Here is a 15,854-nt window from a genome sequence, read left to right on the forward strand (position 1 = left end):
CACGATTGCCATGCGGTACTTCGTCAAATTCCCTTCCGGTCGCGAGGTCCCCGTCGATCTGACCGTGCTGCCCTCGGGCGAGATCCGCGCCGAGGTCGAGGGTCGATCGTTCGCGATCGACGCCTACGACCACCAGGGGGCGGTGCACCTCGACATCGGCGGACGCTCGGTCGAGCTCTGGATGGAGGGCACGCCGCCCGAGGTCGGCGTCGTCACGTCGTCGCGGCGGTTTTACGCGCGCGTCGAGAACGAACGGCTGCGCGCGCTCTCGACCGTGCAAGGCGGCAAGAGCGGCGGCGGCGAGGGGCTCGTCACGTCGCCGATGCCCGGCCGCGTGCTCAAGGTGCTCGTGGCCGAGGGCGACGAGATCCACGCGGGACGGCCGCTCGTCGTGGTCGAAGCGATGAAGATGGAGAACGAGCTCGCGTCCACGCGCGACGGTCGGGTGAAGAAGGTCTACGTGACCGCTGGCGCGACCGTCGAAGGGGGTGCCAAGCTCGTCGAGATCGAATGAGTCTTCGAAAGCGCCTTCCGCTCGCTCACCTGCCAACCCCACTCCAGCGCCCGCGAAGGCTCGTCGTCGCGACGGGCATCGACCTCTGGGTCAAGCGCGACGACATGACCGGGGGCGCCGAGGCGGGCAACAAGATCCGCAAGCTCGAGTTCCTGCTCGGCGAGGCCCTCTCGCTCGAGTGCGACACGGTCATCACCTGCGGCGGGCTGCAATCGAACCACGCCCGCGCGACCGCGCTCGCAGCCGCCTCGCTCGGCCTGCGCGCCGTGCTCTTTTTGAGGACGAACGATCCCTCGCTCGATCCGTCCCGCGCGCCGCTCGAAGGCAACGTGCTGATCGATCGCCTCGCCGGCGCGGAGATCCGGCTCATCACGCCCGAGCAGTACCGGGATCGGGATCGCATCCTGGACGAGGCCGCCGAGGAGCTGCGGTCCGAGGGGCAGAAGCCGTACGTGATCCCCGAGGGAGGCTCGAACGGGCTCGGCGCGCTCGGGTACGTCGAGGCCATGGGCGAGGTGCGGCGTCAGCTCGATCTCGGGCTCGGCGGGGGCAAGCCGTTCGACGCGGTCGTGGTCGCGTGTGGATCGGGCGGCACGGCGGCGGGCGCGGCGCTCGGCGCGGCGTTCCACGGCGTGGCGAGCGAGGTGGTGGCCGTGGCGGTGTGCGACGACGCGCCCACGTTCCAGGCGCGGATCGAGGGCATCGTGCGAGAGGCACGCACGCTCGACCCGCGCCTGCCCGAGCCCGCGCGCGTGACGGTGGATGACGCTCACAAGGGCCCGGCCTACGCGGTGAGCACGCCCGAGCAGCGCCGGCTCATCGCGAGCGTGGCGGGTTTGTCCGGGATGGTGCTCGACCCGGTCTACACGGGCAAGGCGTTCTCGGCGCTGATGGATCTCGCGGGGGCGGGCGGGCCGCTCGCCGGCAAGCGGATCCTGTTCGTGCACACGGGCGGGCTGCCGGGGCTCCTCGCGCAAGGAGCGACGTTCCAGGACGCGCTCGGTCTGGACTGAGCGACCCGTTTCACCTCCAACGAAGAGAAGCCGATCGATGCTACCGCGTGTCCTCGAACCCGAGGTCATGGACACCCCCGAGGAGGCCCGTGACTACGACGCCATGGATCACGCCGCGGTGAACCGCGCGTTCTGCGAGGACATGCTCGCGGTCCTGTCGACCCCGGGACGCGTGCTCGACGTCGGCACGGGCACGGCGCGGATCCCGATCGAGCTCTGCGCGCTCTCGCCGAGCGCCGAGGTCGTGGCCATCGATCTCGCCGAGCACATGCTCGCGCTCGCCCGAGAGAACATCGAGCGCGCGGGACTCGCCTCCCGCGTGACCGTCGCGAAGATCGACGCGAAGGCCCTGCCCTACCCCGACGGCTCCTTCGGCGCCGTCCTGTCGAACTCGATCGTGCACCACATCCCCGAGCCCGCGCAGGTCCTCGCCGAGATGTGGCGCGTGACCTCCCGGGGCGGCCTGCTCTTCGTGCGTGATCTCCACCGGCCCGAGACCGAAGGCGAAATCGATCGCCTCGTCGCGCTCTACAGCGGCGAGCGTCCGGCCGATCCCGCGGCCGCGATCTCCTTTGATCACCAACGATCGCTCTTCCGCGCCTCGCTCGCCGCGGCGCTCACCGCCACCGAGATCGCCGCGTTCGTGGCGCCGCTCGGGATCCCCGCGTCGGCCGTGCGGATGACGAGCGATCGGCACTGGACGCTCTCCGCCGTCAAACGCTGACGACGAAGAGCGCCCCGCGCGCTCGGCTTTTCAGGGGTGGATGTTCACCACGGTGCCTTCGCCCGTGGGTTCGCTCGCCTGCACGCCGTGCCAGTCCGTGGGCAGCGGCGGATCGGTCCACATGAAGACGCGGCGCGCGTCGATCGGCGAGAGGTTGATGCAGCCGTGGCTCCTCGGCTTGCCGTACTCGTCGTGCCACGGCGCCGCGTGGAGCGCGTAGCCCGCCTCGAAGTACTGCACCCACGGCACGTCACGCAGCTCGAACTTGTTGCCGACCTCGTGCGAGTCCATCGTGGTCGTGACGTGCTTCTCGCGGATCTTGAAGGTGCCGCGCACGGTCGAGTACGTCTTCTTGGGGTCGCCGAGCCCGTCGCGGCCCGTCGCCACCGCCGTCGCGTAGACCGGCTTCGTCCCCTCGTACAGGATGAGGATCTGGCTCAGGATCGAGATGTCGATCCACTTCTTCGTCTTCGCCGCGAAGCTCGGGAGCTCCGACGGTTTGACCGCGATCGCCACGTCGCTGTCCTTGATCCACGTGCCGTCCTTGGCCTCGACGAGGCGCGTCTCGCCGATGCGCATGCTCTTGCCCGTGAGCTGGATGGGCGTGTGGAACGCGAGCTTGCCCGCCTTCTCGAGCGAGCGCTTGCTCGTGTCGTACTTGTACGCGTCCGGCACGCGCACGAACGCGAGCGGAAGCTCCCAGCCCTTGCGCATGTCGACGCCGTGGAACGTCGATCCCCGCGCGGGCTTGATCTTCGACGTCGGCACGAGGCGCGCGTCCGTGGTCATCGCGAAGCGCCGATCGTTGTCGCCGACGAACGTGCCGATGAGCGCGAGCCCCGCGTGCCGCGCGACGCGGTTCGTGATGATCGCGTAGTCGGGGACCTTGAACGACGAGATGTTCGGGATCTTGCGGCCGCCCTGGAAAAACCAGGGGATCGCGTCGTTCCCGTCGCCGCCGTAGAGCTCCTGATCCGAGAGGTCCGGCGGCTCGCTCGGCGGCTCGCCGATCGCGTTGCCCTCGGCGTCGAGCGGCACGTCGTTCGCGCCGACCTCGATCGCGTCCCACTTCTTCTGGAGGCGCTTGTAGCTCCGGAGGTGCTCCTTGAGCCGCATCTCGTACTGGAACTGCTCGGCCTTCGTCGCGGGCCGGTAGTAGTTCGGCGCGATCGCTCGTACGAACGCGTAGGGGTACGGCATCGGCTTCGAGAGGTCCGGCCGCTTCGTGAGCGCCCGCAAGATCGGGTGCTTCATGTCGATCGACGCGCTGCCCTCGGCGCAGATGTAGCCGGCCGGCAGGACGCGGTAATACCCGCCCTGGCAGTCGTCGAACGCGGCGGGTTTCTCCCCGCGCACCGCGGTGGCGCCCGCGCGCAGGTAGCCGATCTTCGGCGACCTTCGATCAGGCTTCAGATAGATGGGCGCCGCCATCTCCACGGCGCCGATGCGGGGGCCGCCTTCCTTGGGGACCGTCGCCGGATCGGCCGCGACCTGCTCCGCAGGCGCGGACAAGCTGACGATGCCCTCGGGGGAGCCCTTGCCCTTGCACCCGGCGAGCGCAAGCACACCGAGGGCCAGGAGGGAGAGCCGCTTGCGTGCGTCCATGAGCCCCGGATGCCGGATGTCGGCCGAGAGGGCCAAGTTTTGAGACCGCACCCGAACGACGCTCGAAGGACTTGCGCAGGGGCAAACTTCCCGCTAGGTTGCTGGCCCCCGCGTCCGAAAACGCGGCGTGCGCCACTAGCTCAGCTGGATAGAGCGTCGGCCTCCGGAGCCGAAGGCCAGTGGTTCGAATCCACTGTGGCGCGCAGCGTTATCACTGCATTTCGTTCATCGCCGCGAGGAGCGCGTCGGTACTCACAGGCTTGACGAGGTGGTGCGCGAAGCCCGCCTCGCTCGCGTGCTTGCGGTCCTCCTCCTGCCCGTACCCCGTCACCGCGAGCAGCCGCGGCGCCCGCGCCCCGAGCCGCTCGCGGATCCGCGTGGCGAGCTCGTAGCCGTCCATCACGGGCAGACCGATGTCGAGCACCGCGATGTCCGGCGCGAACGACTCGAGCATCGAGAGCGCTTGCGGCCCGTCGAAGGCCACGGCCACGGGCCAGCCCTGCGCGCGGATCACGTCCGCGAGCAGCGTCGCCGCGTCCTCGTTGTCGTCGACGACGAGCACGCGATGCGAGGGGAGCATCGCCGCAGGCGCGGGCGCCACCTCGATCGCGGGCAGCGACGCGCGATCGAGCCAGGGCAATCGCACCTCGATCGTGCTCCCGTGACCTGCGCCGTCGCTGTGCGCCGACACCTCGCCGCCGTGCAGCGACACCAGGCTCTTGACGAGCGTGAGCCCGATGCCGAGCCCGCCCACGCTGCGCTCCATGCTCTGCGCGCCTTGCACGAACGGCTCGAACACCCGCGCGAGCAGCTCCGGGCTCATGCCCACGCCCGTGTCGCGCACCGTGGCCACGACCGTGCCGCCTCGCCGCTCGGCCGAGACTTCGACGATCCCGCCGAGCTCGGTGTACTTCGCCGCGTTCGTGAAGAGGTTCGTGAAGACCTGCGCGAGCCTGTCGGGATCTGCGTACACCGCGAGCCCGGTCCTCGGCACGTTCACGGTCACGTGGTGGCGACGTTTTTCGAGCAGCGGGCTCGCCATCTCGAGCGCGCGCGTGATGACCGGTTCGAGCTCGGTGGGTCGCTTCGACAGCGAAATGAGCCCACGCGCGACGCGCGAGACGTCGAGCAGATCGTCGACCATCCGGCCGAGGTGATGCACTTGCCGCTCGATCACTTGCTCCGGACGGCCGAGCGCTCCGCCGCTGCGCATGCGGATGAGCTCGAGGGCCGTGACCATCGGGGCGAGCGGATTGCGGAGCTCGTGCCCGAGCATCGCCAGAAATCCGTCCTTCGCCTGGTTGGCGGTCTCGGCCTGGCTACGCAGCGCCTCCTCGCGCGCGCTCGATTCTTCGGCGCGTCGACGCGCGATGCGCTCGCTCTCGTGGGCCTCGCGCAGGTGCGCAATCGCGACGTTGCGCTCGTTCGTGAGCCAGCTGATGAGCACGCCCATCAGGAGAAAAACGACGAGGCTCGTGACCTCTTCGACCGAACCACCAGCGGACGGGTAATCGTATCGAAGGAAAAACCAGGCAACGCTGGAGCCGCCGACGAGCGTGGTGAGCATTCCGGCACGGAATCCTCCATACCAGCCGCTCAACACCACGGCGGGGAACATCGTGATGAATGGGACCTCGTTGCCGACGACCGGCGTCAGCAATATGCGCGAACCTAGCCCGAGCCCGGCTGATAGCAGCGCCACCGCGTAACGTTTCCACACCGTACGTGTCAACGGCGCGTCCGAGCGGTTCAATGCCGTACCTCTGAGCTCCACGATGATCAGGCGGTCGGAAAGAACGTACTACGAATCTCGCGTCCGCGCGATTCTGGAGGAACGGCGGCCCGGCACGAGCAGGGATTCGGCGTGAGCTGGATGGAATGGAATTCCGTTTGAACAGAAACGGATGGCGGGGAGGCGGATGGGACGCTGCGTATCGAGCGGTCGGACGGTCAGGGCGCTTTGACGTCCTCGAAGTTCGTCCTCGCGGCAATGTGCTCCTCGCTCAGGTTGAGCAGGATGGGCAGGGTCTCGCATTGCCAGTCGTCGTCGGCGATACGACGCACGGTGACGCGGCCGGGGACGAGGTTGTAGACCGCGTCGACGATATCCATGATGACGTAGAACCCGTTCGAGTTGCAGAAGCGCATCTTGACGAAGTCCATCGTCGTCTCGGTGACGGACTGCCGGGGGAGGACCTTCGCGAGCTCCTCGAGGTACGTGTGGAGGTAGCGGTAGGGGTTGTCCACCCGGATGACGCCCTCGAACGTCAGGATCAGGTGATGATCATCGAGCTTCGCGACCGAGTGGAACACGCTCAGGCCGCCGTCCATGATTTCACCGTAGGTGAGGACCTTCATGCGAAACCTCTCATCGGGAATAGCGCTTTGACAACGAGGAACCCCTGCTCGTACTCGGCCGTGAGCTTGAACTTGCTCTCCGCAGTGAGCCGCATGAGGCCGAGGCCTCCCTTCGCCTTGTCGATACGCCGGCGATAGACCGTATCCGCGAGGAGCTTCCTCGGGTCCTCGGCGTTGGCGATGATGGTGAAGCGATCGCTCACGGCTTTGAACTCGTCTTCCGTGGCCGGATTCGCCACGGTGATCATGAGCTCATCGCCGTCGATCTTGAGGTCGACGCGCAATGCGCCGTCACGGATCGAGCAGTGCTCCATCACGTTGGTGACCAGCTCGATGACGACCACGTTCGCCTTCGAGCAGATCTGCCGCGGGTAAAACATCCCCAAAAGGTCGAAGAGAAAGTTCCCGAGCAGGCCTGCCACGTCTCCGGCCACGTGATCGAGCGGCGCGATGGAAATCGACGCTCCGACGGCCGTCTGCGTCCGGTTGCCCCCGGCGCTCATTTAGCGCACCTTCGCATGATGAGGAGCGTGATGTCGTCGATGTCCTCGGCCCTGAAGGACGTATAGTCGTCTACACATCTCTTCAGGATATCCTGGACGGGTTCCTCGCTATGCCGCGCGATGATGTCGTTGAGACGTTGCACGGTATAACCCTTTCCCTCTGCATCTAAAGCCTCGACCATACCGTCCGTGTACAGCGCCAGAACGTCTCCCTGCTCGAACGGCAGCTCGAACTCACGGAACGGCTTGGTCCTCAAACCGATGTAATTGCCCACCCTGTTGAACGTTCGCTGCATCCCGTGCCGGACCAGGAGCCCATATCCGCCACCAGAAACGTACCGGATGAACCGATCGCTGAACACCACGAAGTTCACCGTGGCATACCGCCTCACTCCGCGGAGGAAGGCATACGATGCACGGTTGACCCAATCCACGATCGCGCTCGGGCTGTCGGAACGCCGCGTCGCATTCTCGATCTGTGCCTTCAAGAAGGACATGATGAGCGCCGACGATACCCCGTGACCGGAGATGTCGAACACGCTGACCGCAAAGCGTTCCCCGGGTAGCTGGGAAAAGTCGTAGTAATCTCCTCCAACCTCCGCGAGCTGCTTGTGGTAGATGGCGATTTCCAGCTCCGCGGAGAGCATCGACGGGTCTGGCAAGAGCGCCTGCTGGATCCCTCGGGCGACCTCGAGGTCCTCGCTCACGATCCGGTTCTGAAGCTCGAGCTCGTTCTCGATGCGCGTCGCGTGCTCGAGCGTGAGCTCGTGCACAACGGACATCTCGTCGATGTCGGCCCGGAGACGCTCGCATTGCTCGACCAGGCCCCGACAGCGGGCAAGGAGCTCGAGAGCCCCACCCTCGCGTGCGAGCAAAGCCTTGCAAGCAGCGTCGTCCGATAGGAGCGCCTTGACGGCTTCGAGATCCGTCTGCTCCGACCGAGCTTCGGCCACCGGATCCGACGAGCTGTCCTTCGATGCGGTCATCGTTCGAAGAAATCCTCCGCCGCGGGCGCCCTACGTTCCCCTCTCCTATCAGTCACAGAAGATCATCTCGAAGTTCTGGTTGAACTTCTTGAGGTTCGGGAGCGACTTGCCCTGCCACGGAATCGCCTTCGAGCCCCGGACGACGAGCTGCACGTCACCCTTCTTCCGCATGGCGATCGCGAACTTGTAGAGCACGTTGATGCCAGAGCTGTTCAGGAAGTTCAGCGTGCGCATGTCGATCGTGATCGACTTCGCATTGCCCAGGAGAACCTTCTCGAGGAGATCCTCGATCGGCTGGTATTCCTGCGGCCCGCCGAGGCGCAAGATACCCTCGAAGTAGACCGTGACCTCCGCGGGGTCGTACCAGACTCGATAGTTTCCACCTTTGATTTCCATTCTGGCCCTTTCCTTCAAGATGGGCAGCCGCGCCATCGTCCTGATGCAAGTGTTCTGCGCTGAGACCGGATCGAGCTTCCACCCCAGGCTCACGCCATAATCGCTCATGATGATGAGATACCCGAGCCCGGAGCCCGTCGCCTCGACGTCCTCCGCGTTGGCCTCGGCCTGGCGGCGCAAGAGCTCCCCCGGGTCCTCGCGCGAGAGCTCGAGCAGCTTCTCCCGCAACGGAGGCACCTCGCCATTGGCGATGTGGTTGCTCACCAGGCACACCAGATCTTCCTTGCCAATCCCAACCGTGACGTTGATATCACCGCTGCGGTTGAACTTGACGGCGTTCTCCACGAGCTCGTTGAGCACGTAGCTCACCGCGCCGCTGACCTCCGCCCGGCTGATGAGCTTCCCGTCGTTGTCCGCGTCCGGAAAGAGCTCGGCGAAGTACTCCGCCATGAAGTTCGCCGTGAGGTTGCAGAGGCTCCACCGCACCGCGAACGAATCCGGGTACAGGGTCAACGACATGTGCTCGCTGAACGAGTCGTCCAGCGAATAGACGCCAATGATCTCACTCATAGTGTTGCCGGTCTCCTACGCGTCATAGCCTCTTGATGACCAACACGGTGATGTCATCGTAGACCTTGTTGGTTCCGATGTGGTTCATCAGGTCTTCGATGATCGCGTCCTTGATCTCCTGCGACGTCTTCTTGTGGTTCTGAGAGACGATCTCGCATAGCCGCTCGACCCCGTACTGCGCCGTGTCGGTGCGCTCCGCCTCTGTCACCCCGTCCGTGAAGAGAACGACGACGTCCCCCGACTCCAAATCGATCTCGGTGTTGGACAGGAAATCCGTGATGTCCTCGTCCATGCCCACCGGGAGTCCGAGCCCGGTCGTGTCCACACGCTCGAGCTCGCCCGAGGCCTTCACGACGATGACCTCCTCGTGTTGCCCGGTGAGCCGGAGCTTGCCATCGCTGTAGTCCATCAGCGACAGCGTGAGGTTCTTGTCCGAGCTGATGCGTTGAATGTTCTGGTAAATGACCTTGTTGACGATGCCGAGGAACCGCGTCGGATCGGTCTCGTTGCTGGCGAGCAGCGTCCGAACCGCGGTTTGCACCATCAGCATGAGCACGCCGCTCTCGAGGCCGTGCCCGGTCACGTCGCCGATGCCGATCTTGATGACGCCGTTGCCGCGGAGCACGTCGTAATAATCACCGCCGACCTCGTCCGCGGGCGACATGTACCCCGCGATGTCGAGGTCCTTGATCTCCTGCAGCTCCTGCGCGGGCGGGAGCACCATGAGCTGGAGCTGCCGCGCCACGTTGAGCTCCGCGCCGAGCCGCAGGTTCTCCTGCGCGAGCTGGGCGTTGAGGCTCATGATCTCCTTGTTCGCGTCCTCGAGCTCACCCGTGCGGGCCTTGACGAGCTCCTCGAGGTTGGTCGTATGGGCCTGGATCTCGGCGGCCATCTCGTTGAAGGCCCCCGTGAGCTGCCCGATCTCGTCCTCGCTCGTCACGGCCACGCGCACCGCGTAGTCGCCCTGGCGCATGCGCGTCGCGCCCTCGGACAGGGCCACGAGCGCGCCCGTCATCTTGCGGGAGACGAGGAAGACGCCCGCCATGAGCACCAGGATCGAGCCGATCGCGATGAACGCCTGGCTCGTCTGGATGCTCGTACGGCTCGCGTCGATCGCCGCCTGCGCCTTGGTCAACGAGGCGTAGATCTCGCCCTTCGGGACGACGAACCCGATCGTCCAGGTGTCTTCCACGATCTTGTCGCCGCCGCCGCCCATGGAGAAGGGCGCGAGGCGCTGCAGGACGAGGAAGTGCGGGGCGCCCGCGATCTGCACGTTGTCGCGGTACTGGACCTTCTCGTCCTTGGGCAGCTCGATCGAGGCGATCTGCGTCTCTTTGCTGTCCTTGAGGACCCGCTTCAGGTACTCGAGCCCCTGGCGCTCCGCCTTCACCTGGAGGCCGAGCCGCTTCGCGCCGTCCTCGCTCACGGCGAGGACGTTGCCGTCGCCCTGCGTGAGGAACGCGAAGCCCGTCTCCTTCAGCTTCACATCCTGGATGTACTTGACGATCTGCGTGAGCGTGAGATCGAGGCCGAGCGCCCCCGAGAGCGCCTTGCGGTCCTTGCTCCACACGGGGTGGAAGATCGTCATGATCTTCCCGCCGCCGCTCGCGTCGTCGTAGGGGGGCCAGAACGTGACCTGGGACTTGCGCTGCTCGAGGCCCCCAGGCTCCCGGAGCCACTCTTCCCAGCCCTGCCTCAGGCCCGTGTAGAAGAAGTCGTAGAAGTTCTTCTCGTTGTGGCCCGGCGAGGTCCGGTCGAACTCCGCGGCCATGTCGGCCCAGGGCGCGAGGCGCACGTACGGATGTTTTGGAGGACCAACGAAATAGAGCTGGAGCTTGTCGGCGCCGCGCTTCTTGAACGACGGCATCACGACGTCGAGCAGGATCGTGCGATCGATGTCGCGCTGCGCCTCGGGCAAAAGGGCGCGCTTTTCCTTGTCGCCGAGGTACCCCCACGCCGCGACGGCCGTCGGCTCGTCGTTCTGGTTCTCGTACCAGCCGCCCTTCTCGTGGAAGACGAGCTTGTCCTGGAGGAAAGGCAGCGTCTTTGCGTGGTCGTAGAGCGGCGTCAGGTCCTCGTCGTGGTCGACCATCGTCTGCACGATGTCGGCCAGGATCTCGAGGTCGGTGTAGGCGTGGGCGAGGGAGCTGTTCGTGTGCTGCGCGGTGTCGCGCAGGTGGTTCGTCAGATACTCGCGCGTCGCTTGGTCGAGGCCTTGCTCGATCTCGTCCGTGGCCTCCCGGCTGAGCTTGTGGATGCCCTGCCGCGCCACGAGGACGTTGAGGATCGCGCCGAGCAGCACGCTGACGCCCGTCACCAGGATGAACTTGGTGTTGAACTTGCTCATCCGTGCGAGCAGGCCAGTCGGCCGCACCCCCCCGTTTGTTCCACGCGCATCCGACGACACGTCCACGCATCTCCTCGCAACGGCCTCGTGTGGCCCAGACAGCCTGCGACGCTAAACCGTCTACGCTCCGACCGCCACACCAAACATCGAGGCGGAAGGGAGACGCCTCTACGCTCTTCGCTTCCTCTCCTGCCCCCGCCTCGTGATGCCTCCGCCAAAGAATCGACGGTTTACACCCGACGCGTGAATTGTATTACCACTCGCTATGAAATACGGAAAGGTTTACGCCCGGAGCCCGCAAAGATGGGCCACATGGCAAAACCGTTGTCACGGGTAATGGCCTCGATATGCGCCGTGAGGCCGGCCGATACGTCCTCGTAGAGCTCGGGCTCGGCGTTCGCCGTCGCGGCCATCTGCTTCGCGGTGCGGAGCCAGCTCTCCACCACGCGGGCGAAGTCATGCGGCGCGGTGTTCATGTTCGTGATACCGAGGAGGCATATCTTGATGTCCTCGAGCCCCACCTCGTGCAGGATGGTCCGGGTCTTCAACCCGATATCCAGATCCATACCGACCCGCCGGCAGAGCTCCAGGAAGCGAATGTACCCGTGGCGTATGACCTCCTCGTTCGGATAACCCGTCACGCCGGACATCATCTCGTTCGTCAGGTAGATCCGACCCCCGGGACGGCAGATGCGATAGAGCTCGTTCACGATGTGATCGGGCTCGTGGAACACCTGCAGCGATAGCCGGCAAGAGACGAAGTCGAACGAGTTGTCCGGCAAGAGCAGCGCCGCCGCGTCGCCGTATTGATACTCGATGTTCTCGAGGCCGAAGTCCGAGACGAGTTGCCAAGCATACCGGAGGAACGGCTTCGAGTGGTCGACGCCGATGAGGTACTCCGGCCGGAAATCACTCTGCAAGAGGATCGCGAAATCCCCGAGGCCGCAGCAGATGTCGGCGATACGCAGCCCAGGACGAAGGCCATGCCAGGCGAGCTTCTCCCGCTCGTGCTCCCAGATGATCTTCTGCTGGGTGCGGAGGACGTTCATGAAGTCGTCGTCCTCGATCACCTGCTGGATGGGATAGAAGGCCTTGTCGTAGACCTCGATCGTGACGAACGGGTAAAGCTCCGCGATCACCTGGAACTTGCGCACCGCCCAGGGAATGACGCTGGAGATGACGAACTTCACCCGGAGCCCGGGGCGCGTGTGCGCCACCCACCGCACGAAGCGGTTGAGCTCGAGGAACGCCACGTTGTTCATGTACTTGAGGCGCTTCAAGTTCACGCACAACGTGCCGCGCGTCGTGCGCGCCGCTTGCTCGAGCGAGCTGCGCACCGAGGCCATCTCGTCGGCGACGAACGGCCGCAGCGTCCCCGTGAGCGTGACCTCCTGCTCCTCGTTGCCCGTCAGCCGCATGTTGAGGGCCACGGGCATGCATGAAGGAGGGACACCGGACGAGGGCGTACCCGAAGACGCAGGAGCGATGGAGTTGCTCATACCTCCCCCATATCGTCGACCTCTGGCAGCTCCAGGAAGAGGCTCAGCCTGTCTTGACCAGGCGGCTCGGATATCGTGAGGGAGCAGGCGTATACCGCAGCGAGCTCCAGCAAACCAAGCATGGTATCCTCGCCATCCGCCGGATCCTCCAGCCGGGCGCGATACCAGCTCTTCAGATCGGGCTGGTTCACGATCTGCACGGCCATACGATAAAATACTCGATTCTGCTCGGTGACCGGAAGCGTGATCTGCAGGATCACGTGTCGGCCCCGCCTGCGGAAGATGAGCTCGATCTGCCCCTCTACCGCGTGGTTGCGAAAGATGACCTCGAGCAGCTCGTTTATGAACGTCGAAAGCAGCGTCGCATGCCGCTCGGGGTCCCCCTCGTTCGCGCTCACGTAACGCGCGAGGTAGTTCGCGAGCAGATGACAGTGCCCCCACTCCCGAGCAAAGCCGCCCACCGTAAAGCGAGCCGCCATGATCATCCTGTATCGGCTCGAGGCGAACTCGGCTTCCATGGGTGGAGCCGGTGTGATGGTCTTGACAATCGACATCGGGACCTCGAAGGCGGCCGACCGTCGGCCTAGAAAGGCTAGCCGGTCCCGACGTCGACGTCGAGTGCCGTCTGTCCAACCGTGGTTACTCGCGACGTGTCTCAACATGCTTCGCAAGCGGCCGTTCGCGCACGCGCGGGTAGCAGCTACCATGCCACCCCTATCACATTCCAGATCGTGGCTGTGAGTAAAGCACGAAGCCCACGTTGGACGGCGGAGAACGGTAGAAGCAGAAAGCTCTTGTAGCGCAGTTCACCCGAAAGCCGGCGCCAAACCCCAAGGTTTGTCCGCGGCGAGACGAAACGAGCCTCGCATGCTAGGTTCGTCGCGGCTCGCCCGGCCGAAGGTGTTTACATGAAGCAGCTCGTGTTGTTCTCGGGCCGGCCGGAGCCCGAGCTCCCCGAGATCGAAGCGGACCGCGCGATCGCCGCGAAGCTCGACCCAACCGTTCTCCTCGGGACGTCCACATGGACGTTCCCGGGATGGCGAGGAATTTTCTACCCCAAGGATATCCCCGAGCGGGAAATCACCACGCACGGGCTACGGCTCTACACGCGTAACCCACTGTTTCGCACCGTAGGGATCGATCGGAGCTACTACACGCCGCTCCGCGTCGAAGAGCTCGCGCGGTACCGCGACGATCTGCCCGACGGCTACGGCTGCGCGATGAAGGTGTGGAGCGGAATCGTGGCGCGAAGAGATCCGAGCACGAACCAACGCTCCCCCTGGTTCCTCGATCCGCGCGCGTTCGAGGAGCGCGTGCTCGCGCCGATCGAGAAGAGTTTTTCCCGGAACGTAGGCGTGTTCTTGTTCGTGCTGTCGCCGATGCGCGCCGAGGATCGGATGGATGCCGAGGAGCTCGCCGAGCAGCTCGATCGGTTCTTCGAAGCCGCGCCGCGGTCGTTTCGTTACGCCGTGGAGCTCCGGAACCCAGAGCTGCTTTCGAGGGCGTACCTCGACGTGCTCGCGCGGCACGGGGTGACGCACGTGCTCGGGCTGTGGGAACGAATGCCCACGATCGGCCGGCAACTCGCGGTGCCGAAGATCCTGACGGCGCCGCTCGTCGTGTGCCGGTTGTCCATACGGCCCGGCGAGAGGTACGAGGAGCGGCGGCGGATCTGCGCGCCGTTCGACAAGATCGTGGCCACGGACGAGGAGACCCGCGCCGACGTCGCGCAAGTCGCGGCCCGATGCGCCCGCGAGGGGCGGAGCCTCATGGTGCTGGTGAACAACAAGGTGGAAGGATCAGCGCCGCTCACGGTGCGCGCGCTCGGACGACGGCTCGTGGCAGGCCGCTGAGTCGTACGTCCCGATCGGAAGAAGGCGGCCCCCCGCGGGTCCGCCTCTCCTCCTTAATGATCAGGACTGCTCAGAGGGTGTTCTTGCATCGACCGCACCGCGGTCGATGCACCAGAGGTCCAGGGCTGTGCCCTGGTTCGGGTCCAGGGGCGAAGAGCCCCTGGTCGGGTCCGGGGTGAAACCCCGGCGCTACGCTGTGGCAGCACCCTCTCAGAAGCCGCCGCCGATCTGGGCGAGCAGGGACCAGGTGTCGGCGCCGGGCTCGTCGTTCACCGGCGTGATGGGCGAGCCCATGTTGTCGAAGAAGGCCGGGCGGTAGTTGAAGCGCGCGCCGACCTTGATGTTCTCGGTGAGCATACGGTCCGCGCCCACGCCGACGGGGACGACGAGCGTGAAATTGTCGCCGTAGTCGCCCGCGAAACCGGCGTAGCCGATGCCGCCGACGATGAAGGGCTGCAGCGGGAGGCGGTCCGCGTCGGCGAGGTTGTAACGGACGCCGGCGTCGAGCGACGTCATCACGAGCTGGGTGCGTGTGTCGGCGCGGGTGTTGGTGCTGCCGAGGTAGTTGCCCTCGATCGCCCAGCGATCGTTGATGGCGCCGGTGACGCGCACGTTCCAGCCTGGGCCGAGGGCGCCGACGCCGCCCAGAAATCCGACGATGCCGGCGCCGCCTTCCACGGAGAACGACGTCGGCCTCGGGATCCCGCGGATGGCGGGCTGATCGGCAGGAGGCAGGCCTGCCCGGGTGTTCTGCGCGTGGGCCAACGACGGCGCTCCCAGTGCGGCGAAAGCCACGAGGGCCGCCACGATTCGTCCGGTGGTCATTGCTTCCTCCTCAGCAAATGCTCGAGGTCCTTACCGAGAACGAGTCTCGCCTTGCGTGTGTCCCGGTGCATGCTGCGGGCCATGAAGGCTGTGCAGGTCGGACCCGGCACGTCCAGACGGGCGGTCCGGACCCGAGGCATGCCGTGAGAGCGGACAGCAGCCACGCGAAGCGCGGCGTCACCCGGCGAAGGCAAGCGCGGAGGGCTGTCAAGCCTTTCTTGTTGCCGCCGCGGGCCCTTCGGGCGGAGAGTAGAGGAGCGACGCCGAAGGCTCGGGGAGGGGCGCGGATCCAGGGCAGCGGAACCGCGAGGGGGTGGCAGCCGTAGGTTTCGGTGCAAGCATCGAGGAGCAGACGATGAACGCAAAAAGCATCTACGAAACCCTCGCGGCGCTCGGCGCGAGCGCGATGATCGCAGGTTGTGCCGGGACGCAGGAGCCCGTGAAGGCCGCCGAGGAGCCGCAAGCCGAGGCGCCCGCGCAGGCCGCGCCGGAAGAGAAGAAGGCCGAGTCGGCGGCGGGAACGGAGGCGGCAGGCGCGACGAACGCAGCCGCCGCGCCCGCGGAAGCCCCGGCAGCAGCGGCGACGCCCGCGCCCGCGGCGACGCCCGCCCCGGCGGCGACCCCGGCCCCGGCGACGACGGCGAAGGCCGCGCCGAAGCCC

Annotated in this window: 14 protein-coding genes, 1 tRNA gene and 1 pseudogene; 6 read left to right on the top strand and 10 right to left on the bottom strand. The window is 65.9% G+C overall.

The features are described 5' to 3' along the window. Positions 1–10 precede the first annotated feature (10 nt). The 3 genes from QHF83_RS43390 to QHF83_RS43400 are packed head-to-tail and all read left to right on the top strand — an operon-like array spanning position 11 to position 2,251. Positions 11–514 (top strand): biotin/lipoyl-containing protein, encoded by a 504-nt coding sequence (locus QHF83_RS43390; protein WP_282423982.1) that lies wholly within the window; start codon positions 11–13, stop codon positions 512–514. Then, on the top strand, positions 511–1,527 hold the full coding sequence (locus QHF83_RS43395; RefSeq protein WP_282423983.1) for a pyridoxal-phosphate dependent enzyme: 1,017 nt from the start codon (positions 511–513) through the stop codon (positions 1,525–1,527). Before QHF83_RS43390 ends, QHF83_RS43395 begins: the two co-directional genes overlap by 4 nt. A gap of 37 nt (positions 1,528–1,564) precedes the next feature. Continuing rightward, complete coding sequence (locus QHF83_RS43400; protein ID WP_282423984.1) at positions 1,565–2,251, top strand: class I SAM-dependent methyltransferase; 687 nt, start codon at positions 1,565–1,567, stop codon at positions 2,249–2,251. A 30-nt stretch (positions 2,252–2,281) separates the two neighbouring features. Here the strand turns inward: QHF83_RS43400 and QHF83_RS43405 are convergent, their stop codons facing one another. Then, a complete protein-coding gene (locus QHF83_RS43405; protein ID WP_282423985.1) occupies positions 2,282–3,856 on the bottom strand; it encodes a L,D-transpeptidase in 1,575 nt (524 codons plus the stop codon). 129 nt (positions 3,857–3,985) lie between these two features. Between QHF83_RS43405 and QHF83_RS43410 the strand changes: the two genes are divergently transcribed. Next, positions 3,986–4,059 (top strand) — tRNA-Arg (locus tag QHF83_RS43410). An 8-nt stretch (positions 4,060–4,067) separates the two neighbouring features. Here QHF83_RS43410 and QHF83_RS43415 read toward each other — a convergent pair. From QHF83_RS43415 to QHF83_RS43450, 8 genes are all read right to left on the bottom strand, one after another. Then, positions 4,068–5,630, bottom strand: a complete 1,563-nt coding sequence (locus QHF83_RS43415) for an ATP-binding protein (protein WP_348980516.1) — start codon at positions 5,628–5,630, stop codon at positions 4,068–4,070. 176 nt (positions 5,631–5,806) lie between these two features. Continuing rightward, positions 5,807–6,214, bottom strand: a complete 408-nt coding sequence (locus QHF83_RS43420) for a hypothetical protein (protein ID WP_136928624.1) — start codon at positions 6,212–6,214, stop codon at positions 5,807–5,809. Next, entirely contained in the window at positions 6,211–6,717 is a 507-nt protein-coding gene (locus QHF83_RS43425) for an ATP-binding protein (RefSeq protein ID WP_272427080.1), read from the bottom strand. The genes QHF83_RS43420 and QHF83_RS43425 overlap by 4 nt, the downstream gene beginning before the upstream one ends. Next, positions 6,714–7,703 carry a SpoIIE family protein phosphatase gene (locus QHF83_RS43430; protein WP_282423987.1) on the bottom strand — a complete coding sequence of 330 codons (990 nt, stop codon included), beginning with the start codon at positions 7,701–7,703 and terminating at the stop codon, positions 6,714–6,716. The genes QHF83_RS43425 and QHF83_RS43430 overlap by 4 nt, the downstream gene beginning before the upstream one ends. A gap of 48 nt (positions 7,704–7,751) precedes the next feature. Further along, positions 7,752–8,669: a hypothetical protein gene (locus tag QHF83_RS43435; RefSeq protein ID WP_136928627.1), complete on the bottom strand. Its 918-nt coding sequence runs from the start codon at positions 8,667–8,669 to the stop codon at positions 7,752–7,754. Positions 8,670–8,691: 22 nt separating this feature from the next. After that, entirely contained in the window at positions 8,692–11,016 is a 2,325-nt protein-coding gene (locus QHF83_RS43440) for a SpoIIE family protein phosphatase (protein WP_282423988.1), read from the bottom strand. A gap of 263 nt (positions 11,017–11,279) precedes the next feature. Then, entirely contained in the window at positions 11,280–12,452 is a 1,173-nt protein-coding gene (locus tag QHF83_RS43445) for a methyltransferase domain-containing protein (RefSeq protein WP_282423989.1), read from the bottom strand. Between the two features lie 59 nt (positions 12,453–12,511). Continuing rightward, positions 12,512–12,994, bottom strand: a complete 483-nt coding sequence (locus QHF83_RS43450) for a hypothetical protein (protein WP_282423990.1) — start codon at positions 12,992–12,994, stop codon at positions 12,512–12,514. 429 nt (positions 12,995–13,423) lie between these two features. Here QHF83_RS43450 and QHF83_RS43455 point away from each other — a divergent pair, with 429 nt between their 5' ends. After that, a complete protein-coding gene (locus tag QHF83_RS43455) occupies positions 13,424–14,368 on the top strand; it encodes a DUF72 domain-containing protein (RefSeq protein ID WP_282423991.1) in 945 nt (314 codons plus the stop codon). Between the two features lie 210 nt (positions 14,369–14,578). Here QHF83_RS43455 and QHF83_RS43460 read toward each other — a convergent pair whose 3' ends face one another. Next, positions 14,579–15,193 (bottom strand): outer membrane beta-barrel protein, encoded by a 615-nt coding sequence (locus tag QHF83_RS43460; protein WP_282423992.1) that lies wholly within the window; start codon positions 15,191–15,193, stop codon positions 14,579–14,581. Between the two features lie 355 nt (positions 15,194–15,548). On the opposite strand from QHF83_RS43460, the pseudogene QHF83_RS43465 reads away from it, so the two are divergent. Next, positions 15,549–15,854, top strand: a pseudogene (locus tag QHF83_RS43465) (alpha/beta hydrolase); the annotation flags it as partial.

Origin of the sequence: Polyangium sp. 15x6 (assembly GCF_029960785.1) — a bacterium.
Lineage (GTDB): Bacteria > Myxococcota_A > Polyangia > Polyangiales > Polyangiaceae > Polyangium.